We start from the raw sequence: 23,152 nt of genomic DNA, 5'->3' as shown, positions 1-23,152 counted from the left end.
CAGCCCGGCGGATGCTTTCGCCTCTTACGTCGGGGGAGGTTCCGGTCAGCGCCGGCCGCCCCGCTCTCCTCCGGGCGGGGCGGCCGGTGCCTCCGGTCAGCCGAACGGGATGCGCACCACGGACCGGTCGCCGGTCCCGAGAGTGCTGGGCCCCCGCCCGATGGCGTTCCAGACCTCGACGCGGACCGTGCCCCCGGACATGTCGCCCAGCGTGCCGGTGGCGGACCTCAGCCCGCGCGCCTCGGTGTAGCGCTCGAAGCCGGGCACCGGGTCGGTGGCGAAGTAGTGGTACGTCTCCACCCGCTCCCAGCTGCCGTCGCCGGTGCGGTCGTAGGAGACGCGCACCTGCTGGCCGTTGCCGACCGTCGATCCCGCGTCCACCTGGAGGTCGAAGCGGGTGGCGCCCCCGTCGTACCTGCCGCTGACCCCCGAGACGGTGAAGGTCTGCGGCCGGTGCGGCGTCCCGTCGTGGTTGGCGCCGTCCGCCGACGCGAGGGTGGCGGTGCCCGCCGTACCCGGGGAGCCGAGGGTGCCGCCGGAGCGCAGGTGGAGGGTGTTCGACGTCGGCGGGTCGGTGGGCCCGGTGCCGCCACGGGTCCACACGGCGACGTAGTCCACCAGCATCGAGCGGCCGGGGACGGTGGCGGAGGTGGGGGTGGCGAACCCGGCGACCCCGTCGGGGAAGGCCCCTCCCATGGCCACGTTCAGCAGGAGGAAGTATCCCGCGTGCCCGGTCATGTCCGCCCAGGTGGTCGCGGAGAACCGGTCCTGGGTGAGCCGGTGGTAGAGCTGGTCGTCCACGTACCAGCGCAGCTCGTTGGGCGTCGTGGCGCGGTCCCACTCGAAGCGGTAGGTGTGGAAGGCCGACTGGCAGCTCGCGCCCGGGCAGGTGCGGCTGGCGCCCAGGCCCTCGGTCTCGTTGCAGTCGCCGCCGGGGTTGACGCCGCAGTGCAGCACGCCCCAGACGGTGTTGAGGCCGTTGACGTTCTCCATGACGTCGAACTCGCCGATGGCGGGCCAGTTCCAGTAGTTGCCCCGGTAGGGGGAGCCCAGCGCCCAGAAGGCGGGCCAGTAGCCGAGGGCGGCCTCCCCGGTGACGTCCGGCATCCGCAGCCGGCTCTCGATGCGCAGCACTCCGCCGGCCGGCGCCTTGAAGTCGGCGCGGCGGGTCTCGATGCGGCCGGAGGTCCAGTTGCCCGCGCCGTCCCGGAGCGGGGTGATGCGCAGGTTGCCGCTGCCGTCGAGGGAGACGTTGTCGGGCGAGTCGGTGTAGCGCTGCACCTCGCCGGTGCCCCAGTTGGCGGGTCCGCCGGGATATCCGTGCCCGGTGTCGATCTGCCAGTTCGCGGCGGAGGGCAGCGAGCGGGCCGGGCCGTCGAAGTCGTCGCTCCACACCGGGGTCCAGCCCGCCGGGGACGGCACGGCACCGCGCGCGGCGGGCGGCGCCAGCAGTCCGGAGGCGAACAGTGCGAGGACGACGGTGGCCAGGACCGCCAGGGCGGGCCCCGGCCGGCGGCCGGGTCTGTGCCGGGGCACGGACGGGGTGGTGCCGTATGTGCTCAAGCGGAACACCTCCTGCTGGGGGAGGACAGCGCGGAGCGGCCCGCACCGCCGGGCGGGCGGGTGCGGGAGGCGCTGCCCGAAGGTTCTGAGAGCGCTCTCAGACTTAATAGAGGCACCCGCACACCGCGTCAATGACCCGCGCACGTCAACTTCGGGGCCTCCGCCGCCGTCCGGGCGAACATCCGCACTCCCTGGCGAACACCGCGCGAAACCCGACAGTGGGTGTCCGGTATCACCGCGACCATGGCCGCATGACGACCAGTTGGGCGGACTTCGAGACGGCCGAGCCCGCGCTCGCCTCGGCGGTCCGGGCACGATTCGAGCGGTACCGGCACCATGTCCTGGGCACCGTCCGCGCCGACGGGGCGCCGCGGCTGACCGGGCTGGAGGTGACCTTCCGCGCCGGCGGACCGTGGCTCGGCATGATGCCGAACTCCCGCAAGGCGCTGGACCTGCGGCGTGATCCCCGGTTCGCGCTGTACGCCAACCCCGGCCCGGACGAGACCATGCCCGACGGCGACGCCCGGATCGGCGGGCGGGCCGTGGAGGTGACCGACCCGGCGGTGCTCGCCCGCTTCGCCGAGGAGGCCGGAGCCCCGGAGCCGTTCCACCTGTTCCGCGCCGACCTCACCGAGGTGGTGCGTGTGACGGTGGAGGGCGACGATCTGGTGCTGCGCACCTGGCGGCCGGGGCGGCCGGTGCGCGTGCTCCGCCGCGGCACCGGCGACGAACCACCGCGCGCCGACCCCCCGGGGTGACGGGCCCGGGCCCGGCGGGGCGGGGCGTCCCGCACGGCCCGTCCGCTCACGCCGGCGCCGCACCGCCCCCAGGCGGGTTGACGGCGACGGCCTTGAAGAACGTGTAGAGGAAGGTGCCGCCGTCCTCCGCCGTGCGGTGCAGGCCGGCGATGCCCCGGTCCCAGTCGGCCCCGGTGGTCAGGCCGGCGGCCAGCGCCTCCTCCCGCACCGACTCCACCATCGCGGTGAAGGTGTCGCGGGTGAAGCCCTTCACCAGGTCCGGCACCGTCCGGTCGGCGTAGACCGTCCGCGGGCGCACTGCCACGCCGGTGTACCCGGCCCCGGTCAGCAGCGGCTCCAGGCGGCGGCCGAGCAGGGCGTCGCCGCCGGCCGCCGCCTGGAGACGGACCAGGCAGTCGACCGCCGCGCGGGCGTGGGCGCTGTCGGGGTGGAGGAGCACCGAGCCGTGATCCCCCTCGATCACGGTGACCGTGCCGCCGGGGCGCAGCAGGCGGCGCAGGATGCCCAGCGCCCGCGCGGGATCGGGCAGATGCTCCAGGACGAAGCAGACGAAGAGGTGGTCGAAGGACGCCTCGGGGAAGGGCAGGTCGAACAGGTCAGCGTGGCACCAGTCCACCTCGGCCCCGGGATGACGGACCGCAACCTTCTCGCGGGCCAGGGCCAGCGACTCCGCCGAGACGTCGACCGCGGTGATGCGCGCCCCGGGACTGCTGCCCACCAGGTGCACCGTCTGGGCACCGACCCCGCAGCCCACCTCCAGCACCCGGCTGCCCGCCGGGTACGAGGTGCCCCGGTGCAGCAGCGCCGCCAGGGTGCCGGCCTGGTCGTCCAGGCGGCGGCTCTCCCGCTCGGAGTAGCCGTGTACGTAGTCGACCGCCATCAGCCGTTGCCTCGCTTCCGTGGGTGGGGCGCATCGGGTGCGCGTCCCCCACCCTGGTCCCACAATGGCCCGGTGGGCAGTGCCAAAGACGATGGTTCCGACCGGTCCAGAACCGTCCGGTCCCCCGTGCCGCCGGCCCCCGGGGCGGACTTCCTCCAGCTCGACACCGGTCAGGCCCCGCCGGGCGGGCTGGCCGACTGGCTGGCCGACCGGCTGCGGCTGGCGATCCGCGACGGACGGCTGCCGGTGGGCAGCAGGCTGCCCGCCTCCCGCGTCCTCGCCGCCGAACTGCGCGTCTCCCGGGGCGTGGTGACCGACGCCTACCGGCGGCTGGGCGAGGACGGACATGTCGCCGGACGGGGCCGGGGCGGCACGGTCGTCGTCGCCGCACCCGTCCGGGCGAGCGCCCCGCCGCCCCCGGCGCCCGCCGTTCCGCCGTCCCCGGAGGAGGTCTTCGCCGCCACGCCCGGCCCGGATGTCTTCGACCGGCTGCGCTCAGTGCCCGCACGGTTCGATCTGACGCCCGGCACCCCGGATCTGGCGGCCTTCCCCCGGGCGGCCTGGCAGCGGGCCGAGCGGGCAGTGCTCGGTTCGCTGGCCGCGGCCGACCTGGGGTACGGGGACCCGCGCGGCGCCCCCGCGCTGCGGCTGGCCGTCGCACGCTGGCTGGCCCGCAACCGCGGGGTGCGGGTGGAGCCCGGCGAGGTGCTGATCACCGCGGGCACCGCCCAGTCACTGACCCTGTTCGCCCAGCTCCTCCGGGAGGAGGGGGTGCGGGAGATGGCGGTGGAGGACCCCGGGTCGCTCGGCGCCCGTCAGCATCTGAACGCCCGCGGGCTGGCCACTCCCCCGGTGCCGGTGGACGCCGAGGGCGTCCGGGTGGACGCCCTGCGCGCCTGCGGCGCCCCGGTCGTCCTGCTCACCCCCGCGCACCAGTTCCCCACCGGGGTGGTGCTCGGCGGCGACCGGCGGCGGGAGCTGATGCGGTGGGCCGCCGGCGGCGGGCTGGTCCTCGAGGACGACTACGACGCCGAGCACCGCTACGACCGTCCGCCCGTACCGGCCCTGCGAGCGATGCTCCCGGAACGGGTGCTGTACGCGGGCAGCGTCTCCAAGCTCCTGGCGCCCGCGCTGCGGGTGGGCTGGGTGCTGGCACCGTCCCGGTACCGGGAGTCGATGGCCGATGCCAAGCGGTACGCCGACCTGGGCAACGCCGCGCTGCCGCAGCTCACGCTGGCGCGGCTGATGGAGTCGGGCGCGCTGGAGCGCCATCTGCGGCTGCTGCGCGGGCACCACCGGCGCCGCCGGGACGCCATGGTGGCGGCGGTCGGGGAGTACCTGCCGGGGGCGGTGGTGCACGGCGCGGCGGCGGGTCTGCATCTGACGGTCGTCCTGGAGTCCCCGCCCGGTGCCGGTTCCGCCGCCGACGACGACACGGCCCTGGCGGCGGCGGCCCTGGCCCGGGGCGTGAAGACGCATCCGCTGTCCTGGCACCGGCTGCGGCCGGGGCCGCCCGGGCTGGTGCTGGGCTACGCCGCCCGCACGCCGGGAGAGATCGGCGCGGCGGTGGCCGCTCTGGGCGAGGCCGTGCGCGACCTGACGCGGTGACACCTCCCGCGCTCTCCCGGGAGCCGCGCCGGGATCACCCCGGACTCGCCCCGGGATCACGGGACCAGGAGACAGGCGGGCACCGGCCTCACAGCAGGCGGAGCGCCTCCTGCGCCGCGGGGCGGAGCTTCTCGTGCTCCCGGGCGGCGATCAGCACCAGCCGGGCCCGGGAGTCGCCGAGCACTCCCAGCCCCTCCACACAGGCCCGGGCCACCTGCCAGTGGGGGGCGGGGCTGGCCAGGATCCGGTCCAGGACGCGGATCAGGGTCGGTGCCGACTCGGGCGCGCGCAGCGCCGTCAGCAGCCGGACCGGGTGGAGGGCGTACGCGGTGCGCAGCTCGTTGTCGGCCAGTGCCGCCGCGGCGCGGGCGGTACGCGGGTCGTTCAGCCGGAGCAGGGCCCGGGCGGCGGCCGAACCGCGGGGCGGGTCGCGGTGGTTGAGCAGGAACACCAGGGTCTCGAAGGCCCTGGGGTCGCCGGCCCGGCCCAGGGTGCAGGCGGCCAGTTCCCGGGCCCACAGCGGGCGGCCGGGGGCGGTGAGTTCGGCGACGAGCGCGTCGCGCGCCGCCGGGGTGTTCTGGCGGGCCAGCGCCATCAGCCGCCGGTACTCGGGGGGATCCGCCTCGACGCGCAGCCGCCGCGCCAGTTCGTAGTCCACCGTCTCCGGTGTGCGCGAGGCGCGCGCCGTGCGCGAGCCGCTCTCCGTGCCGGCCGTCCGTTCCGCGCCCACTGTGTTCGGGGCCCTTGAGATCTCCACCGCCTGCTCCCTTCGTGTGGCCCGCACCACACCCCTTGGGGCGTTTTACCCTCTGGTGTTCGTGCTACCCGGAAGTTAGCCTGCTCATAGGAGCGGCACCCCCGCTCAGGCGGCCTGGTGACGCGGCCGCCCCGAGCCGCTGTCGGTTCAGCGCTCGTACACATGCCGGACACGGCCCCGGGACAGGGCCGTTCGGTTCATCCCAACCCTCCGCCTGCGCGCCCGCGTACGGCGCGGGCCGGTACCGCCGGGCACACCCGCCCCACCTCCCCCGCGCCGTGCCTTCCGCGGCGCCCCGCGGTCATCCCCCAGTCGTCACCGTCCCTTCTCCGTCTGGAGTCCCGTGATGGACCGTCCCACCCTCTCCACCGTCGCCGTGGTCGGCCTCGGCACCATGGGCACCGGCATCGCCGAGGTCCTGGCCCGTGCCGGGCGCGAGGTCATCGGCATCGACCCCGACCCCGAGGCCGCCCGCCGGGCCGTCGCGGCCCTGGAGGCGTCCACCGCCCGCGCCGTGGAGCGCGAGCGCCTCACCGAGCGGGAGCGGCGGGACGTCCTCGCCCGCTTCCGCACCTACGGCGATCTCCAGGCGGCCGCCGAGGCCGATCTGGCCATCGAGGTCGTGCCGGAGGACTACGCGCTCAAGCACCGGGTGATCGGTGAGCTGGACGGCGTCCTCAAGCCGTCGGCGATCGTGGCCACCGGGACCAACGCCCTGTCGGTCACCCGGCTCGCCGCCGACTCCGCGCACCCCGAACGGGTGCTGGGCATGCACTTCTTCAACCCCGCGCCCGCGATGCGACTGATCGAGGTCGTCTCCAGCGTGCTGACCTCTCCCGAGGCCGTGGCCGCGGTCACCGGTCTCGCCCGCGAGCTGGGCAAGGAACCGATCGCGGTCGGCGACCGGCCCGGTTTCGTCGCCGACGGGCTGCTGTTCGGCTACCTCAACCAGGCCGCGGCGATGTACGAGTCGCGGTACGCCACCCGGGAGGACATCGACGCCGCGATGCGGCTGGGCTGCGGTCTGCCGATGGGCCCGCTCGCCCTGCTGGACCTGATCGGCGTCGACACCGCGCGCACCGTGCTGGAGGCGATGTACGCCGAGTCCCGGGACCGGCTGCACGCCCCCGCGCCGATCCTGGGGCAGCTCACCGCGGCCGGCCTGACGGGCCGCAAGGCGGGGCGCGGCTTCTACACCTACGAGGCGCCGGGCTCGGCGGCGGTCGTGCCGGACGCCCTGACGCCCCGCGCGGACGAGCGGGCCGCCGAGCCGCGCGCGGTGCGCTCCGTGGGGGTGGCGGGCTCGGGCACGATGGCGAGCGGCATCGCCGAGGTGTTCGCCAGGGCCGGTTACCCGGTGGTGCTCGCCGCCCGCAGCGACGGGAAGGCCGGGAAGGCCAAGGAGGCCGTCGCCGCCTCGCTGGCCCGGTCGGTGAAGAAGGGCCGGATGACCGAGGAGGCCCGCCGGGAGACGCTGGCCCGGATCACCCCGGCCGGTTCGCCGTCGGCGCTGGCCGAGGTCGATCTGGCCGTCGAGGCGGTGGCCGAGGACCTCCAGGTCAAGAAGGACCTGTTCGCGGCGCTGGACGAGGTGTGCAGGCCGGGCGCGGTGCTGGCCACCACCACCTCCTCGCTGCCCGTCGTCGCCTGCGCCCGCGCCACCTCGCGTCCGCAGGACGTGATCGGGATGCACTTCTTCAACCCGGCGCCGGCGATGAAGCTGGTCGAGGTGGTGCGCACCGTGCTGACCGCCGACGACGTCCACGCCACCGTGCGCGAGGTGTGCGCCGCCGTCCGCAAGCACCCGGTGGACTGCGGGGACCGGGCGGGCTTCATCGTCAACGCGCTGCTGTTCCCGTACCTGAACAACGCGGTCAGGATGGTGGAGGAGCACTACGCCGACATGGACGCCGTCGACGCGGCCATGAAGCTCGGCGGCGGCTACCCGATGGGCCCGTTCGAGCTGCTGGACGTGGTCGGGCTGGACGTGTCGCTGGCGATCGAGCGGGTGCTGCACCAGGAGTTCCGCGAGCCTGGCCTGGCGCCCGCGCCGCTGCTGGAGCACCTCGTGGCGGCGGGCTGCCTGGGCCGCAAGACCGGGCGCGGCTTCCGCGAGTACACGCGGCGGTGATCCCCGCGCCCCCGGCGTTCCCGCCCCACGCCGGCTCCGGGTGGGGCGGGCTGCTGGAACCCCGCGGCTCGCCCGCGGGAAGCGGCGCGGCGTGTAACGTTCCCCACATGTCCCAGTCGGTGAAACCAGCCCGTCCCAACCTGCCCAACCAGCGGCTGAAGATGCGCCGCGAGCTGGCCGCCGCGGCGATGGAGCTCTTCGCCACCAAGGGCTACGAGGAGACCACCGTCGACGAGATCGCCGCGGCGGCGGGGGTGGCCCGGCGCACCTTCTTCCGGCACTTCCGCTCCAAGGAGGAGGCGATCTTCCCGGACCACGACGACACCCTGGAGCGGGCCAGGGCGGTGCTGGACGCGGCGCCCGCCCACGAGAACCCGCTGGACACCGTGTGCCGGGGCATCAAGGAGGTCCTGAAGATGTACGCGGCCTCCCCGGCGGTCTCGGTGGAGCGCTACCGGCTCACCCGTGAGGTGCCGACCCTGCGGGAGCGGGAGATCGCCTCCGTGGCCCGCTACGAGCGGCTGTTCACGCGCTATCTGCTGGGCCACTTCGACGAGTCCGCGGGCCACCGGGACGGGGACGAGGGCCTCGACGAGGGACTGGACGAGCCGCTGCTCGCCGAGGTCGCCGCCTCGGCGGTGGTCACCGCGCACAACCACGTGCTGCGGCGCTGGCTGCGCGCGGGCGGCCGGGGCGATGTGGAGGTGCAGCTCGACCGGGCCTTCGCGGTCGTGCGGCGGACCTTCGGCACCGGCTTCGTCGCCGACCGGGCCGCGGCCGGCCGGGAGCCCTCCGCGGTGGTCCGGGCGGGGAACGCCGGGAACGCCGTGCTGGTGGCGGTGGCCCGCACCGACGCCCCGCTGGAGCAGGTCATGCGCACGATCGAGCAGGCCCTGCGCCAGGACTGACCCCGCCCCGCGGCACACCGCGCGGAAGAACACGACGAGCGCCTGTGGCCGTCTCCCCCGGGAGACGGCCACAGGCGCTCATCCGTGCGCCGGCCGCGACAGGTGAGAGAAGTTTTTGGCACGCGGTGTCTTGCTGGCTGGCACGCAGTGCCATACCGTGAGGGGTGTCCGGGCACTGTCCCCGCGGTCACTTCCGCGCGTCCGGACGCCTGCGTCACAGGCCTTCAGCGCTACCGCGCCGAGCCGCAGCACCACCGCCGGACCGACGGCACAGCAGCTCACGACAACCGATCCAGACCCCAGCGACCCTCAGCGTCCACGACGCTCGCCGGAGGCTCCCATGAAGGAAATCCTGGACGCGATCCTCGCGTCGGACAGCACGTCGGCGGACTTCGCCAACCTCGCCCTGCCCGAGTCCTACCGCGCGGTGACCGTGCACAAGGACGAGGTCGAGATGTTCGCCGGTCTGCCCACCCACGAGAAGGACCCGCGCAAGTCACTGCACGTGGACGAGGTGCCCGTGCCCGAACTCGGCCCCGGCGAGGCCCTGGTGGCCGTCATGGCCTCCTCGGTGAACTACAACTCGGTGTGGACCTCGATCTTCGAGCCGCTGCCGACCTTCGGCTTCCTGGAGCGGTACGGACGCACCTCCGAGCTCGCCAAACGGCACGACCTGCCGTACCACATCATCGGCTCCGACCTGGCGGGCGTGGTGCTGCGCACCGGCCCCGGCGTGGGCGCCTGGCAGCCGGGCGACGAGGTCGTCGCGCACTGCCTGTCGGTGGAGCTGGAGAGCGCCGACGGCCACAACGACACCATGCTCGACCCCGAGCAGCGCATCTGGGGCTTCGAGACCAACTTCGGCGGCCTGGCCGAGATCGCCCTGGTGAAGTCCAACCAGCTGATGCCCAAGCCGAAGCACCTGTCCTGGGAGGAGGCCGCCGCCCCGGGCCTGGTGAACTCCACCGCCTACCGGCAGCTGGTCTCCCGCAACGGCGCCGGGATGAAGCAGGGCGACAACGTGCTGATCTGGGGCGCGAGCGGCGGCCTGGGCTCCTACGCCACCCAGTTCGCGCTGGCCGGCGGCGCCAACCCCGTCTGCGTGGTCTCCTCCCCGCAGAAGGCCGAGATCTGCCGCGCCATGGGCGCCGAGGCCATCATCGACCGCACCACCGAGGACTACCGGTTCTGGCGGGACGAGCACACCCAGGACCCGAAGGAGTGGAAGCGCTTCGGCAAGCGCATCCGCGAGCTGACCGGCGGGGAGGACGTGGACATCGTCTTCGAGCACCCCGGCCGGGAGACCTTCGGCGCCTCCGTCTACGTCACCCGCAAGGGCGGCACCATCGTCACCTGCGCCTCCACCTCCGGCTACATGCACAGCTACGACAACCGCTACCTGTGGATGTCGCTGAAGCGCATCATCGGCTCCCACTTCGCCAACTACCGCGAGGCGTGGGAGGCCAACCGGCTGATCGCCAAGGGAAAGATCCACCCCACGCTGTCGAGGACGTACTCCCTGGAGGAGACCGGCCAGGCCGCCCACGACGTGCACCGCAACGCCCACCAGGGCAAGGTCGGCGTGCTGTGCCTGTCGCCGCGGGAGGGCCTGGGCGTGCGCGACGCGGAGCTGCGCGAGAAGCACCTCCCCGCCATCAACCGCTTCCGGAACGTCTGAGGTCGTCTCATGGCCGAGCGTCAGAAGGACCGTCCGTGGCTGATGCGGACGTACGCCGGGCACTCCACCGCCGAGGCGTCCAACGAGCTGTACCGGCGCAACCTCGCCAAGGGCCAGACCGGGTTGTCGGTCGCCTTCGACCTGCCCACCCAGACCGGCTACGACCCCGACCACGTCCTCGCCCGCGGCGAGGTAGGCCGGGTCGGGGTCCCGGTCAGCCACCTGGGTGACATGCGGCGGCTGTTCCAGGACATCCCCCTGGAGCGCACGAACACCTCGATGACCATCAACGCCACCGCCATGTGGCTGCTGGCGCTGTACCAGGTGGTCGCCGAGGAGCAGGGTCTCGACCGGGAGGCCGTCTCCCGGCTGTCGGGGACGACGCAGAACGACATCGTCAAGGAGTACCTCTCGCGCGGGACGCACGTCTTCCCGCCGGGCCCCTCCCTGCGGCTGACCACCGACGTGATCGCCTACACCGTGGCCCACCTGCCGAGGTGGAACCCGATCAACATCTGCAGCTACCACCTGCAGGAGGCCGGTGCCACCCCGGTGCAGGAGATCGCGTACGCCATGTCCACGGCCGTCGCGGTCCTGGACGCGGTACGCGACTCCGGGCAGGTGCCGGCCGAGCGGATGGGCGACGTCGTCGGGCGGATCTCGTTCTTCGTCAACGCGGGTGTCCGCTTCGTCGAGGAGATGTGCAAGATGCGGGCCTTCACCCGCATCTGGGACCGGATCACCCGCGAGCGCTACGGCATCGAAGACCCCCGGCACCGGCGCTTCCGGTACGGCGTCCAGGTGAACTCCCTGGGGCTGACCGAGGCACAGCCGGAGAACAACGTCCAGCGGATCGTGCTGGAGATGCTGGCCGTCACGCTCTCCAAGGACGCCCGCGCCCGCGCGGTGCAGCTGCCCGCCTGGAACGAGGCGCTCGGCCTGCCCCGCCCCTGGGACCAGCAGTGGTCGCTGCGCATCCAGCAGGTCCTCGCCCACGAGTCCGACCTGCTGGAGTACGACGACCTGTTCGCCGGGTCGCACGTGGTGGAGGCCAGGACCGCCGAGCTGGCCGAGGCCGCCTGGACCGAGATCGGCCGCATCCAGGAGATGGGCGGCGCCATGGCCGCCGTGGAGTCGGGCTACCTCAAGGCGCGGCTGGTGGCCGCGCACGCCGAGCGGCGGGCCCGGATCGAGTCCGGCGAGGAGAAGATCGTCGGCGTCAACTGCTTCGAGTCCACCGAGCCCAGCCCGCTCACCGCCGATCTGGACACCGCCGTCCTGACCGTGGACCCGGCCGTGGAGCGGAACGTCACCGCCGCCCTCCGGCGCTGGCGCGCGGCCCGGGACGAGGACCGGGCCCGGCAGGCGCTCGACGGGCTGAAGCGGACCGCCGCCGGGGACGGCAACCTGATGCCGGCCACCCTGGAGTGCGCCCGGGCCGGGGTGACCACCGGGGAGTGGGCCGGGGCGCTGCGGGAGGTCTTCGGCGAGTACCGGGCCCCCACCGGGGTGAGCTCGGCCCCCCTGGCCACCCCCGCCGAGGCGGGCTCCGCGCTGGCCGCGGTACGCGCCAAGGTGTCCGCCACCGCCGCCGGCCTGGGGACGGGCAGACTGCGGCTGCTGGTGGGCAAACCCGGTCTGGACGGACACAGCAACGGCGCCGAGCAGATCGCCGTACGGGCCCGCGACGCGGGCTTCGAGGTGGTCTACCAGGGCATCCGGCTGACCCCGGAGCAGATCGTCGCGGCGGCCGTCGCCGAGGACGTGCACTGCGTGGGGCTGTCGGTCCTCTCCGGCTCGCACGCCGAGTTGGTGCCCGACGTACTGGACCGGCTGCGCCGCGCGGGCGCCGGCGACGTCCCGGTCGTCGTCGGCGGCATCATCCCGCGCGCCGACGCCGAGGCGCTGCGCGCCGCCGGAGTGGCCGCGGTCTTCACCCCGAAGGACTTCGGCATCACGGAGATCATCGGCCGTATCGTCGACGAGATCCGCACCGCCAACAAGCTCGACCCCCTGGAGGTCCCCGCATGACCACCCCCGGCAGCACCCCCGGCAGCGCGTCCGACAGCGCCCCCGCCCCCGTGAACCGGCTGCGGCCGCGCCGTTCCTGCCTGGCCGTGCCCGGCAGCAATCCGCGCTTCCTGGAGAAGGCCCAGGGCCTGCCGGCCGACCAGGTCTTCCTGGACCTGGAGGACGCCTGCGCGCCGCTGGCCAAGCCCGAGGCCCGGCACACGATCGTGAAGTTCCTCAACGAGGGCGACTGGACGGGCAAGACGCGGGTCGTGCGGGTGAACGACTGGACCACCCACTGGACCTACCGCGACGTGGTCACGGTCGTCGAGGGCGCGGGGCCCAACCTGGACTGCATCATGCTGCCGAAGGTGCAGGACGCCGCCCAGATCACCGCGCTGGACCTGCTGCTGACCCAGATCGAGAAGACGATGGGCTTCGAGGTCGGCCGCATCGGCATCGAGGCGCAGATCGAGAACGCCAGGGGGCTGGTGAACGTCGACGCGATCGCGGCGGCCTCGCCCCGGGTGGAGACCATCATCTTCGGCCCGGCCGACTTCATGGCCTCCATCAACATGAAGTCCCTGGTCGTGGGCGAGCAGCCGCCCGGTTACCCGGCCGACGCCTACCACTACATCCTGATGCGCATCCTGATGGCCGCCCGGACCCACAACCTCCAGGCCATCGACGGCCCCTACCTGCAGATCAGGAACGTGGACGGCTTCCGCGCCGTCGCCGGGCGGGCCGCGGCGCTGGGCTTCGACGGCAAGTGGGTGCTGCACCCGGGCCAGGTCGAGGCCGCCAACGAGCTCTTCTCCCCCTCCCAGGAGGACTACGACCACGCCGAGCTGATCCTCGACGCGTACGAGTACTTCACCTCCGAGGCGGGCGGGAAGAAGGGCTCGGCCATGCTCGGCGACGAGATGATCGACGAGGCCAGCCGCAAGATGGCACTGGTCATCGCGGGCAAGGGCCGGGCCGCCGGCCTGGAGCGGACCTCGAAGTTCGAGCCGCCGGCCGGCTGAGCGCCTCCGGCGCCGCCGGTCCCGGACGCGCCGGGCGCCCCGGCACGGGCCCGGCCGCGCCGGGCAGGCAGCCGTACCACCCGCCGGGACGGCCGCCGACCCCGCCGGCCCGGCGGGGCGCGTACCGGACCGCGCCACAGCCCACCACCACCGGCCCGCAGGGCCAACTCCACCCGGCCCGCAGGGCCGCGAATCACCGGAGAGTCACACCATGCAGTTCGGCCGCACCTACGAGGAGTTCGAGGTCGGTGCCGTCTACAAGCACTGGCCCGGCAAGACGGTCACCGAGTACGACGACCACCTCTTCTGCCTGCTGACCATGAACCACCACCCGCTCCACCTGGACGCGAACTACGCCGAGCGGACGACCGACTTCGGCCGCAACGTGGTGGTCGGCAACTACGTCTACTCGCTGCTGCTGGGCATGTCCGTGCCGGACGTCTCCGGCAAGGCGATCGCCAACCTGGAGATCGAGTCGTTGCGGCACGTGGCACCCACCTTCCACGGCGACACGGTCTACGGCGAGACCACCGTCCTGGACAAGACACCGTCCCGCTCCAAGTCCGACCGCGGCATCGTCCACGTCGAGACGAAGGGCTACAAGCAGGACGGCACGCTGGTGTGCGTCTTCCGCCGCAAGGTGATGGTGCCCACCGCCGAGTACACCGAGGCGCGCGGAGGGGAGCAGCCCGGCCGCCCCGAGCTCCGCGAGCCGGAGCGGAGGTCCGGCGGGGCCAGGACCGAGGGAAAGGGCGAGTGACATGGGGCGTCTGGCACAGACCGAGGGGCTGACGGACATCCAGCGGGAGATCGTCTCCACCGTCCGCGACTTCGTCGACAAGGAGATCCTCCCGGTCGCCACCGAGCTGGAGCACCGGGACGAGTACCCGACGCGGATCGTGGAGGGCCTGACGGAGCTGGGCCTGTTCGGCCTGATGATCCCCGAGGAGTACGGCGGCCTGGGCGAGTCGCTGCTCACCTACGCGTTGTGCGTCGAGGAGATCGCCCGCGGCTGGATGAGCGTCTCCGGCATCATCAACACCCACTTCATCGTCGCGTACATGATCAAGCAGCACGGCACCGACGAGCAGAAGGAGCACTTCCTGCCCCGGATGGCGGCCGGCGAGATCCGCGGCGCCTTCTCGATGTCCGAGCCGGGCCTGGGCTCGGACGTGTCGGCGATCACCACCAAGGGGGTGCGCGACGGCGACGGGTACGTGCTCACCGGCCAGAAGATGTGGCTGACCAACGGCGGTACGTCCTCGCTGGTCGCGGTGTTGTGCCGGACCGACGAGGGCCACCCGGCCGACGCCCCGCCGCACCGGTCGATGACCACCTTCCTGGTCGAGAAGGAGCCGGGCTTCGGGGAGGTCAAGCCGGGTCTGACGATCCCCGGCAGGATCGACAAGATGGGCTACAAGGGCGTCGACACCACCGAGATGATCCTGGACGGCCTGCGCGTCCCGGCCGACCGGGTGCTCGGCGGCACCACCGGCCGCGGCTTCTACCAGATGATGGACGGCGTCGAGGTCGGCCGGGTGAACGTGGCCGCGCGCGGCTGCGGCGTCGCCCAGCGCGCCTTCGAGCTGGGCATCGCCTACGCCCAGCAGCGGCACACCTTCGGGAAGCCGATCGCCCAGCACCAGGCGATCCAGTTCAAACTGGCCGAAATGGCCACCAAGGTGGAGGCCGCGCACGCCCTGATGGTCGGTGCCGCGCGGAAGAAGGACTCCGGGCAGCGCAACGACCTGGAGGCCGGCATGGCCAAATACCTCGCCTCGGAGTACTGCAAGGAGGTGGTGGAGGACGCGTTCCGGATCCACGGCGGTTACGGTTTCTCCAAGGAGTACGAGATCGAACGGCTCTACCGGGAGGCCCCGATGCTCCTGATCGGTGAGGGCACCGCCGAGATCCAGAAGATGATCGTGGGACGTCGGCTTCTGGAGGAATACCGCCTCCAGGGGTAAGGTTCCTTCTTCGGGGTGTTTTTCCACAAAGGGGACACCACCCCGGCAGGGAGCCTTCCGGGAGCTCCCGATCCGGACCGGCTCGCTGGCTTGCCCAGTTGCCACCGGTAACCGATAGCATCCCGGGAAAGCCGCCGTCCCCCGTGTATACGCGGCACCCTCCGCTACGAAGGTCTTCCATGCCCCACAGCCCATCCTCTGCACCACGCGGCCGAATCCGTCTCGCGCGCGGAGCATCGCCGTGGCTCCTCCCGACCGTGGCCACCGCCGCCCTCACCCTGGCCCGCGCCAGGCGTTCGAGAGGCGCGGCGGTGGCCGCCGTGCCCGTCACCGCCCTCGCGGCGGGCATGCTGTGGTTCTTCCGCGATCCCGAGCGCGAGACCGCCCAGGGCCGTGTCATCTCCCCGGCCGACGGCGTGGTGCAGAGCATCATGCCGTGGAAGGACGGACGCACCCGCGTCGCGATCTTCATGAGCCCGCTGAACGTCCACGTCAACCGGGCCCCGCTGGCGGGCACGGTGACGTCGGTCGAGCACGTCCCCGGTGGTTTCGTTCCCGCCTTCAACAAGGAGAGCGAGAACAACGAGCGGGTCGTCTGGCACTTCGACACCGAGCTGGGCGACATCGAGATGGTCCAGATCGCCGGCGCCGTGGCGCGGCGGATCGTGCCCTACGTCGAGCAGGGCGCGAAGGTCGAGCAGGGCGAGCGGATCGGCCTGATCCGCTTCGGGTCCCGGGTGGACCTCTATCTCCCGGAGGGCGTCGAGGTCGCCGTCGAGGTCGGCCAGCCCACCACCGCGGGGGTGACTCGCCTTGACCGTGATTGATCCCGGCAGCCGTACCTGGGTGCCCGAGGCGGAGATCGCCGACGACAACGACGAGATGGGCGACATGCCGCTGTCGATGCGGCTGTCGATAGCCGACGCCCTCACCCTCGGCAACGCCACCTGCGGCTTCCTGGCCGTCTACTTCACCACCACCGGCGTGCTGATCCCGCACCTGACCGGCAGTGAGGTCGGCGGCATGGCGCGGCACAGCGCCGCCACCGCGGTGATGCTGATGCTGCTCGCGTCGGTGTTCGACCTGTTCGACGGGCTGGTGGCGCGCAAGCTGCGCAGCTCGGCGATGGGCGCGGAGCTGGACAACCTCTCCGACCTGATCAGCTTCGGGCTGGCGCCCGCGTACTTCGTGCTGGTGTGGGGGATGGTCGCCAACGACGCGCACCAGGGGGTCTCGGCGCTCGCCGGGATCGTGGTGCTGCTGGCGGTGGTGCTGCGGCTCGCCCGGTTCTCCTGCGTCACCCTGCCCGACGGGGTGTTCCAGGGCATGCCCAGCCCCTTCGGGGCGCTGACGGTCGTCTCCATCGTGCTGCTGGAACTGCCCTTCGTCCCGACGCTCCTGGCGATCGTCGGAGTGGCCTGGCTGATGGTGAGCCGGGTGGAGTACCCCAAGCCGCGCGGCCTGCTGGCGGTGGCGATGCTGGGCTGGATCGTGCTGAGCATGGGTCTGCTGACGGCCTGGGCGTTCGACGCCCCGGGCGGTGAGCTGCTGCTGCAGACCGGCTGCGCGCTGCAGCTGGTGCTGGGCGCGGTGATCCCGCTGTTCGCCACGGCGCGGCGGGTCAACGCCTTCCGCGACAACCGGCGCGAGGCGCGGGCGGCGGCGAAGGCGTAGGCGGGCGGGGCCTTCCGGCGGAAGGACGGTTCGTCAACCGGGGCGCCGGGGAGACCAGTCGGTCTCCCCGGCGCCCCGGACACTTTCGTCCGCCTGCCCCGCTACCCCGTCCGGCGCACGCCACACCCGGGCCCGCCGGGCGGTCCGGCGGGCGTCCGGCAGGCGGTCCGGAGCCGCGGCTCAGAGGTGTTCGGCCGCCAGGCGTTCGGCGACCCGCTCCAGCAGCGGGCCGGCCCGCTCCATGCAGACGGCCGGGTCCGGCTCCAGATCGGTGAGCGGGTACGCCGCCCCGATCCCGGCGGCCCGCAGCTCCCCGGCGCCGATGGCCAGCCGGCCGCAGACCGCGACCACCGGGCGGCCCGCCCGGCGGGCGGCGGCGGCCACCCCGGCAGGGGCCTTGCCGCGCAGGGTCTGGGAGTCCAGTGACCCCTCGCCGGTGATCACCAGATCGGCCCGCTCCAGGGCGTCCGCGAAGCCCAGCACCTCCAGCAGCACCTCGATGCCGGGCCGGAAGACCGCGTCCAGCGCGGCCAGCGCCCCGTAGCCCACCCCGCCCGCGGCACCCGCGCCGGGCCACCGGGCGGCCTCGGCGGCCCGCGGGCCCAGGGACTCCGCCAGCACCCGGGCGTAGTGGGCGAGCGCGGCGTCCAGGAGCTCGACGTCGGCGGTGCTCGCGCCCTTCTGCGGGCCGTAGACGGCCGCGGCGCCCGCCTCCCCGGTGAGCGGGTTGTCGACATCGCCGGCGAGGACGATCCGGGTCTCCCGCAGCCGTGGGTCCAGCCCCGTCAGATCGGCCGTGGCCAGCTCGCGCAGCGGACCGCCGCCGGGACCGACCGGCCGGCCGTCGCGGTCGAGGAGGCGGGCGCCCAGCGCGGTGAGCATGCCCGCGCCGCCGTCGGTCGTCGCCGAGCCGCCGACCCCCAGGACGACGGTGCGGGCGCCGGAGTCCATGGCCGCCAGCAGTAGTTCACCGGTGCCGTAGCTGGTGGCCGACAGCGGGGCGAGGACCCCCGCGGGCAGCTTCCGCAGCCCGGATGCCTCGGCCAGCTCCACCACGGCGGTGCCGTCCCGCAGCGCGTAGGAGGCGGTGACCGCCTTGCCGAGCGGTCCGGTGACCGCCGTCTGGCGGAGCGCGAAGCCGCCCGCGACCGCGGCGGTGACGGTGCCGTCGCCGCCGTCCGCGACCGGCAGCGCCTCGACGGCCGTCCCCGGGCGGGCCCGGCGGATGCCGGCCGCGACATGTCCGGCGACCTCCGCCGCGTCGAGGGAGCCTTTGAACTTGTCCGCGGCGATCAGCACGCGGCCCGTCTCGGTGTGTGTTCCGTCCACGTCGTCTCTCTCGTCCTCGCACCGGCTGTCGCGCCGTACCCGGCACTCTAGTGCCGCGTCGGTCGGGGTTCGCCCCGCTCGCCGCCCCGGCACGCACGCTCGCTGCGTTGGCCAAAGCCCGGGCAGGACCAGCTACATGCGGCTTCCGGCCGCCTTGCGATCGCGTCCCCCCGGCCCTGCGGGCCCGGGGAGGCCCCGGCACCAGGACGCCTCGCCACCGGACGAACCCGACTGACGCGACGCGGCACTGGGGGGATGCCCACGCGCTCCCGGCGGGGCGGCCCCCGTCCGACGCGGCACCGGCGCCGGTCACGTGGCGGCCCGCCACTTGGCAAACGGAACCGGAACCGGAGACACTTCCCCCGCCCGTTCGGCGCGCCGCCACCGGGCCGGAGAAGATCACACCATAGTGGGATGGCATGAGCAGTGAAGTGACCACCTCCACCCGGGGGCCGGAGCCCGAACCGGAACCGGAGGCCACCCGTACGGACCCGCCACCGGACCTCCCCCTGATCGCCGTCGGTGTGGCGATGGTGCTGGCCGTGGTCGGCTGGGCGGCCATCGGCACGGACTCCTTCTCCGCCGCCTCCGGCGAGGCGCTCGACTGGGTGCTGGGCAACTTCGGCTGGCTGTTCACCCTGGCCGCCAACCTCTTCCTGGTGATGTGCGCGGTGTTCGCGCTCAGCCGCTTCGGCCGGATCAGGCTGGGGGCCGACACCGACAAGCCGGAGTTCACCAACCTGGCGTGGATCGCGATGATGTTCAGCGCGGGCATGGGCATCGGGCTGATGTTCTACGGGGTCGGCGAGCCGCTGACGTACTACGCCGACCCGCCGCCGTTCGCGGACGTCGAGAGCGGCAGCGGTGCCGCCGAGCGCACCGCGCTGGAGTACTCCTTCTTCCACTGGGCGCTGCATCCCTGGGCGATCTACGGCGTGGCCGGGCTGGGGCTGGCGTACGCGACCTTCCGCAAGGGACGCGGCAACCGCATCAGCTCCGTCTTCGTACCGCTCCTCGGCGAACGCCGCGCGAACGGCCGGCCGGGCCGGGCCATCGACCTGCTGGCCGTCCTCGCCACCGTCTTCGGCACGGCCACCAGCCTGGGCCTGGGCGCCCTCCAGGTGGCCAGGGGCCTGAACCTGACGGTGGGCTGGGAGGCCACCAGGGAGCTGGAGCTGCTGGTCATCGCGGTGCTGTCGGCCGCCTTCGTGCTCTCGGCCTTCTCCGGTCTGCACCGGGGCATCAAGTGGCTGAGCAACACCAACGTCGCGCTCGTGGCGCTGCTGATGCTGTTCGTCTTCCTGTTCGGGCCGACGGTGTTCGTCCTGGACGCGATCCCGGCCGGGGTCGGCGCCTACCTCCAGGACCTGGTGGTGCTCTCCTCGCGGACCGGCGCCTTCGGGAACAAGGAGTGGCTGGGCACCTGGACGATCTTCTACTGGGCCTGGTGGCTGTCGTGGGCGCCGTTCGTGGGCACCTTCATCGCCCGCATCTCCCGGGGCCGCACCGTCCGTGAGTTCCTCGCCGGTGTGCTGCTGGTGCCCAGCGGGGCGACGGTCGTCTGGTTCTGCGTGATGGGCGGCAGCGCCATGCGGCTGGACGCCACCGGTGAGGCCGAGCTGGCCGGGCGGCTGGACGAGGGGGTGGAGTCGGCCCTGTTCGGGCTGCTGGACGCGCTGCCGCTGGGCACGGTCACCTCGGTGGTCGCGATGGTCCTGGTGATGACCTACTTCGTCACCAGCGCCGACTCCGCCTCCCTGGTGATGGGCTCGCTGACCTCCGGCGGCGCCCTGCACCCGCGCCGCTGGCTGGTCGTCACCTGGGGTGTGCTGATGGCGGCGGTGGCCGCCGTCCTGCTGCTGGCCGGCGGGCTGACGGGCCTGCAGACCGGGACGATCCTGGTGGCGCTGCCGTTCACGCTGGTGATGATCGCGCTGTGCTGGGCGCTGCTGCGGGAGCTGCGCACCGACCCCGGCGCCGGGCCGCCGCGACACCAGCCGGCGCACGGGATGCGCGACGCGGTGCGGCGGATGGTCGGCGAGGCCATGGAGGAGCACACCGCCCGCAGGCACCGCGGACAGCAGCGGTGAGACGGCACTGCGGCGCCCGCGGACGGTGAGGTCCGCGGGCGCCGCCCGTTCACGGTGGGGTCAGGGGACGTACGTGCGGCCCCGGATCACGATGAACGCCGCCACGGCCGCGCTCAGCGCGAACAGGATCGCCGCGCCGGTCCACTGCACGGTCGCCATCTGCGAGTGGGGCAGGTAGTCGATCGCCCAGCCCACCACCTCGTTCTTCTCCAGACATGCCTGGCTCTTCTGCTCGGTTTCCAGGTTGCAGGTGCCCCAGCCCACGGTCTCCCCGGAAGCGGTGAGGTGGGACACGTCGAGTTCGTGGGCGCCCTCGGGGAGTTCGGGGTAGGGCGCGTCCTCCCCGACCCCCTGCTCGGTGGTGACCCGCACCGGACTGCCCAGCTCGAGCCGGTACCTGTTCCAGACCGTCATGACGGCCAGGCCGGCACCGAAGGTGACGACCATCGACGCCAGGACACGGCGCACCAGCAGGCCGATCGCCGCGCCCGTCACCGTCGTGAACAGGGTGAGCCCCACCAGGACGGGACCGCTGCTGTCGAAGTACATCTGGGAGGTCCAGTCGACGACGGTGGACTCCTTCTCGACCGGGGAGAGCCACCAGCCGTACAAGGACGAGAGCGCCGCGGCCGCCGCCACGACCGCGGCCCCGGTCATGGCGAGCTTCATCACCAGCCAGCGTGTGCGGCCGGCGGACTGCGAGAGGACCAGCTTGGCGGTGCCGCTCTCCAGGTCCCCGGCGAACAGCGGCGCGCCCAGGAAGACACCGGTCAGCAGGTGGGCGACGGCGAGCCCGAAGCCCATCTGGTTCAGCGGGCCGCCGTCGAACTCCTCGAACCACCCCTCCTGGAGCTCGCCGGGCCAGCCGAAGCCCTGGAGCTGGTCCACCATTTGTCCGCGCTGGTAGACCATCCAGGCGGCGCCCACCGCGGTGAGGGCGAGAACGGTCCAGAAGGCGGCCCGGTGCTGGCGCCACACCAGCCAGGTCATGCCGCGCAGTCGCGGGCCGCGGCGGGACGCGGAGGTCCCGGAGTCGGCCGGTGCGGCCGGGGGCTGGGTCAGGGTGCTCATGCCGCGGTCCTCCGCAGGTGGTGCGGGTCGCTGCCCGGGCCGTCGGGCCGGGCGCTCGGGCTGATCATCGGGGGTGCCTCGGGAGTGCGCAGATAGGCGAGCAGCAGCTCCTCCACGTTCGGCTCGACCGTCTGCCAGGCGCCCTGGACCGGGCCGTGGGGACTGATCAGGGCGGTGATCTGCCGCCCGGTGGTGCGGGACTCGACGACAGTGTGGCAGGCGAGCTCCGGCGGCAGCGCGCCGCCGGTGCCGACCCCGGTGACCAGGGTGTGGGCGGAGAGCAGCTCGTCCACCTCGCCCGCCAGCCGCAGTCCGCCCGCCGCGACGACGAGGAGGTAGTCGCACACCTCCTCCAGCTCGGCGAGCATGTGGGAGGACATCAGCACGGTGGTGCCGTGCTCGGTGGCCTCGGCCATCAGGGTGCCCATCAGCTCGCGGCGCACCAGCGGGTCGAGGTCGGACATCGGCTCGTCGAGCATGAGCAGCCCGGGCCGCTTGCCGAAGGCGAGGGCGAAGGCCACCCGGGTGCGCTGGCCGCCGGAGAGGGTGCCCGCCCTCGCGTGGAGGGGGATGTCGCCGGCCCGGACGATGTCCTCGGCCGCCCGCTGGTCCCAGCCCGGGTTCAGCTCCCGGCCCAGCCGCAGGGTCTCGGCCACGGTGAAGCGCCTGAACAGCGGCTTCTCCTGGGAGAGGAAGGAGATGCGGTGGTCGGCCTCCGGCGAGCCCGGTTTCGCGCCGAACACCCGGACGCTTCCGGTGCTCGGCTCCAGCAGGCCCGCGGCCATGCCCATCAGGGTGGTCTTGCCGGCGCCGTTGGGACCCACCAGCCCGCATATCCGGCCCGCGGGCAGCCGGAAGGAGCAGTCCCGCAGCGCCCAGCCCCGGCGGTACTTCCTGCCCAGCCCGCGGGCCTCGATCGCGGACTCGGGGGGTCGTGCTCCGCGCCCCGTGCCGTCACTCATCCGTTCTCCTCACTCCGTGCTCTCGATGCGCTCGATGCGCTCGATGCGCTCGATGCGCTCGATGCGCCCGGTGTGTCCGGCGCTCCCCGGGGCCGCGCCCCGGCGGTGTACCGCTCCTCCAGCACCGACGCGACCAGGGCGGTCGCGTCCTCGCGCTCCAGGCCCGCCTCGCGTGCCCGGTCCGTCCACGCCTCCAGTTCCACCCGCAGCGGGGAGTCCGCCGCCGCCTGGGGGCGGGCCAGTGAGCGCCGCACGAAGGTGCCCAGGCCCGGTCTCGGCTCGACCAGACCCTCCCGTTCCAGCTCGCGGTACGCCTTGAGCGTGGTGTTCGGGTTGACCGCGCAGGACTCCGCCACCTCCCGGGCGGTCGGCAGCCGGTCGCCCGGGGCGAGGATTCCCAGCCTGAGGGCCTGCCCGACCTGCTGGACGATCTGCTGGTAGGCGGCAGTCCCGTTCCGTCTGTCGATCCGGAACTCCACACCATCACCTATTTAGCTAGTTGACTAGTGGAATCATGAAGGGCAAGCCCGGAGCTTGTCAAACGCCCAGCCCAGCAAGGGAATCGGCACCCCCGAGAACGGACGGGACCCTGCCGGGGAACGGCGGAAGGACCCCGCGAGCACCCCCACCCCGGTTCGCGGAACGGAACGCCCCCGGAGCCGCGGACACGGAAAAGACGTCCGGCCGTGGGGCGGCCCGGGGGGGCGGGACACCGCCGGGCGCCCCACGGGCCGCCCGGCG

Annotated in this window: 19 protein-coding genes; 12 read left to right on the top strand and 7 right to left on the bottom strand. The window is 73.3% G+C overall.

Translation table 11 applies throughout. The annotated features are described in order from the left end of the window. Nucleotides 1–96: 96 nt before the first annotated feature. Complete coding sequence (locus tag V1L54_RS21225; RefSeq protein ID WP_443076731.1) at nucleotides 97–1,563, bottom strand: glycoside hydrolase family 16 protein; 1,467 nt, start codon at nucleotides 1,561–1,563, stop codon at nucleotides 97–99. A 251-nt stretch (nucleotides 1,564–1,814) separates the two neighbouring features. On the opposite strand from V1L54_RS21225, the gene V1L54_RS21220 reads away from it, so the two are divergent. Continuing rightward, the gene (locus tag V1L54_RS21220) at nucleotides 1,815–2,321 is read left to right on the top strand and encodes a pyridoxamine 5'-phosphate oxidase family protein (RefSeq protein WP_330119665.1); all 507 of its coding nucleotides are present in this window, start codon (nucleotides 1,815–1,817) and stop codon (nucleotides 2,319–2,321) included. Nucleotides 2,322–2,367: 46 nt separating this feature from the next. Here the strand turns inward: V1L54_RS21220 and V1L54_RS21215 are convergent, their stop codons facing one another. Next, entirely contained in the window at nucleotides 2,368–3,201 is an 834-nt protein-coding gene (locus V1L54_RS21215) for a methyltransferase domain-containing protein (protein ID WP_330119664.1), read from the bottom strand. 72 nt (nucleotides 3,202–3,273) lie between these two features. On the opposite strand from V1L54_RS21215, the gene pdxR reads away from it, so the two are divergent. Beyond that, a complete protein-coding gene (pdxR, locus tag V1L54_RS21210; protein ID WP_443076730.1) occupies nucleotides 3,274–4,809 on the top strand; it encodes a MocR-like pyridoxine biosynthesis transcription factor PdxR in 1,536 nt (511 codons plus the stop codon). Nucleotides 4,810–4,897: 88 nt separating this feature from the next. Here the strand turns inward: pdxR and V1L54_RS21205 are convergent, their stop codons facing one another. Next, nucleotides 4,898–5,404: a HEAT repeat domain-containing protein gene (locus V1L54_RS21205; RefSeq protein ID WP_330119736.1), complete on the bottom strand. Its 507-nt coding sequence runs from the start codon at nucleotides 5,402–5,404 to the stop codon at nucleotides 4,898–4,900. 508 nt (nucleotides 5,405–5,912) lie between these two features. On the opposite strand from V1L54_RS21205, the gene V1L54_RS21200 reads away from it, so the two are divergent. The 9 genes from V1L54_RS21200 (at nucleotide 5,913) to pssA (ending at nucleotide 16,959) form a co-directional block, all read left to right on the top strand. Beyond that, nucleotides 5,913–7,697, top strand: coding sequence for a 3-hydroxyacyl-CoA dehydrogenase family protein (locus V1L54_RS21200; protein WP_330119663.1), 1,785 nt, complete (start codon nucleotides 5,913–5,915; stop codon nucleotides 7,695–7,697). A gap of 107 nt (nucleotides 7,698–7,804) precedes the next feature. Further along, entirely contained in the window at nucleotides 7,805–8,605 is an 801-nt protein-coding gene (locus tag V1L54_RS21195; protein WP_330119662.1) for a TetR family transcriptional regulator, read from the top strand. Between the two features lie 340 nt (nucleotides 8,606–8,945). Continuing rightward, entirely contained in the window at nucleotides 8,946–10,283 is a 1,338-nt protein-coding gene (ccrA, locus tag V1L54_RS21190; protein ID WP_330119661.1) for a crotonyl-CoA carboxylase/reductase, read from the top strand. 9 nt (nucleotides 10,284–10,292) lie between these two features. Next, nucleotides 10,293–12,314: an ethylmalonyl-CoA mutase gene (locus tag V1L54_RS21185; RefSeq protein ID WP_330119660.1), complete on the top strand. Its 2,022-nt coding sequence runs from the start codon at nucleotides 10,293–10,295 to the stop codon at nucleotides 12,312–12,314. Continuing rightward, nucleotides 12,311–13,318: an HpcH/HpaI aldolase/citrate lyase family protein gene (locus V1L54_RS21180; RefSeq protein WP_330119659.1), complete on the top strand. Its 1,008-nt coding sequence runs from the start codon at nucleotides 12,311–12,313 to the stop codon at nucleotides 13,316–13,318. The genes V1L54_RS21185 and V1L54_RS21180 overlap by 4 nt, the downstream gene beginning before the upstream one ends. Before the next feature lie 211 nt (nucleotides 13,319–13,529). Beyond that, complete coding sequence (locus tag V1L54_RS21175) at nucleotides 13,530–14,078, top strand: MaoC family dehydratase (RefSeq protein ID WP_330119658.1); 549 nt, start codon at nucleotides 13,530–13,532, stop codon at nucleotides 14,076–14,078. Nucleotide 14,079: 1 nt separating this feature from the next. Next, on the top strand, nucleotides 14,080–15,285 hold the full coding sequence (locus V1L54_RS21170; RefSeq protein WP_330119657.1) for an acyl-CoA dehydrogenase family protein: 1,206 nt from the start codon (nucleotides 14,080–14,082) through the stop codon (nucleotides 15,283–15,285). Between the two features lie 179 nt (nucleotides 15,286–15,464). Further along, nucleotides 15,465–16,112: a phosphatidylserine decarboxylase gene (locus V1L54_RS21165; RefSeq protein ID WP_330119656.1), complete on the top strand. Its 648-nt coding sequence runs from the start codon at nucleotides 15,465–15,467 to the stop codon at nucleotides 16,110–16,112. A 19-nt stretch (nucleotides 16,113–16,131) separates the two neighbouring features. Then, nucleotides 16,132–16,959 carry a CDP-diacylglycerol--serine O-phosphatidyltransferase gene (gene pssA, locus V1L54_RS21160; RefSeq protein WP_443076736.1) on the top strand — a complete coding sequence of 276 codons (828 nt, stop codon included), beginning with the start codon at nucleotides 16,132–16,134 and terminating at the stop codon, nucleotides 16,957–16,959. Between the two features lie 180 nt (nucleotides 16,960–17,139). Here the strand turns inward: pssA and V1L54_RS21155 are convergent, their stop codons facing one another. Then, entirely contained in the window at nucleotides 17,140–18,258 is a 1,119-nt protein-coding gene (locus V1L54_RS21155; protein ID WP_330119735.1) for a glycerate kinase, read from the bottom strand. 449 nt (nucleotides 18,259–18,707) lie between these two features. Between V1L54_RS21155 and V1L54_RS21150 the strand changes: the two genes are divergently transcribed. Continuing rightward, nucleotides 18,708–20,378 (top strand): BCCT family transporter, encoded by a 1,671-nt coding sequence (locus V1L54_RS21150; protein ID WP_330119654.1) that lies wholly within the window; start codon nucleotides 18,708–18,710, stop codon nucleotides 20,376–20,378. A gap of 60 nt (nucleotides 20,379–20,438) precedes the next feature. Here V1L54_RS21150 and V1L54_RS21145 read toward each other — a convergent pair whose 3' ends face one another. Genes V1L54_RS21145 through V1L54_RS21135 form a run of 3 tightly spaced genes read right to left on the bottom strand, consistent with a single transcriptional unit; the run spans nucleotide 20,439 to nucleotide 22,890 of the window. Further along, a complete protein-coding gene (locus V1L54_RS21145) occupies nucleotides 20,439–21,449 on the bottom strand; it encodes an ABC-2 membrane transporter-related protein (protein ID WP_330119653.1) in 1,011 nt (336 codons plus the stop codon). After that, the gene (locus V1L54_RS21140; RefSeq protein ID WP_330119652.1) at nucleotides 21,446–22,411 is read right to left on the bottom strand and encodes an ABC transporter ATP-binding protein; all 966 of its coding nucleotides are present in this window, start codon (nucleotides 22,409–22,411) and stop codon (nucleotides 21,446–21,448) included. Before V1L54_RS21140 ends, V1L54_RS21145 begins: the two co-directional genes overlap by 4 nt. Beyond that, nucleotides 22,408–22,890 (bottom strand): GntR family transcriptional regulator, encoded by a 483-nt coding sequence (locus V1L54_RS21135; RefSeq protein ID WP_330119651.1) that lies wholly within the window; start codon nucleotides 22,888–22,890, stop codon nucleotides 22,408–22,410. The genes V1L54_RS21140 and V1L54_RS21135 overlap by 4 nt, the downstream gene beginning before the upstream one ends. Nucleotides 22,891–23,152: the final 262 nt, after the last annotated feature.

The organism is Streptomyces rubellus, from assembly GCF_036323805.1.
Taxonomy (GTDB): Bacteria; Actinomycetota; Actinomycetes; order Streptomycetales; family Streptomycetaceae; genus Streptomyces.
This window is presented reverse-complemented; position numbering and strand designations above follow the sequence as displayed.

Excerpts from the sequence above, each read along its gene's own strand:
- V1L54_RS21220 (WP_330119665.1), top strand. The coding sequence starts at position 1,815 with ATGACGACCAGTTGGGCGGACTTCGAGACGGCCGAGCCCGCGCTCGCC.
- V1L54_RS21205 (WP_330119736.1), bottom strand. The coding sequence starts at position 5,404 with ATGGCGCTGGCCCGCCAGAACACCCCGGCGGCGCGCGACGCGCTCGTC.
- V1L54_RS21215 (WP_330119664.1), bottom strand. The coding sequence starts at position 3,201 with ATGGCGGTCGACTACGTACACGGCTACTCCGAGCGGGAGAGCCGCCGC.
- V1L54_RS21180 (WP_330119659.1), top strand. The coding sequence starts at position 12,311 with ATGACCACCCCCGGCAGCACCCCCGGCAGCGCGTCCGACAGCGCCCCC.
- V1L54_RS21140 (WP_330119652.1), bottom strand. The coding sequence starts at position 22,411 with ATGAGTGACGGCACGGGGCGCGGAGCACGACCCCCCGAGTCCGCGATC.
- V1L54_RS21200 (WP_330119663.1), top strand. The coding sequence starts at position 5,913 with ATGGACCGTCCCACCCTCTCCACCGTCGCCGTGGTCGGCCTCGGCACC.
- V1L54_RS21170 (WP_330119657.1), top strand. The coding sequence starts at position 14,080 with ATGGGGCGTCTGGCACAGACCGAGGGGCTGACGGACATCCAGCGGGAG.
- V1L54_RS21165 (WP_330119656.1), top strand. The coding sequence starts at position 15,465 with ATGCCCCACAGCCCATCCTCTGCACCACGCGGCCGAATCCGTCTCGCG.
- V1L54_RS21145 (WP_330119653.1), bottom strand. The coding sequence starts at position 21,449 with ATGAGCACCCTGACCCAGCCCCCGGCCGCACCGGCCGACTCCGGGACC.
- V1L54_RS21175 (WP_330119658.1), top strand. The coding sequence starts at position 13,530 with ATGCAGTTCGGCCGCACCTACGAGGAGTTCGAGGTCGGTGCCGTCTAC.
- V1L54_RS21150 (WP_330119654.1), top strand. The coding sequence starts at position 18,708 with ATGAGCAGTGAAGTGACCACCTCCACCCGGGGGCCGGAGCCCGAACCG.
- ccrA (WP_330119661.1), top strand. The coding sequence starts at position 8,946 with ATGAAGGAAATCCTGGACGCGATCCTCGCGTCGGACAGCACGTCGGCG.
- V1L54_RS21185 (WP_330119660.1), top strand. The coding sequence starts at position 10,293 with ATGGCCGAGCGTCAGAAGGACCGTCCGTGGCTGATGCGGACGTACGCC.
- V1L54_RS21195 (WP_330119662.1), top strand. The coding sequence starts at position 7,805 with ATGTCCCAGTCGGTGAAACCAGCCCGTCCCAACCTGCCCAACCAGCGG.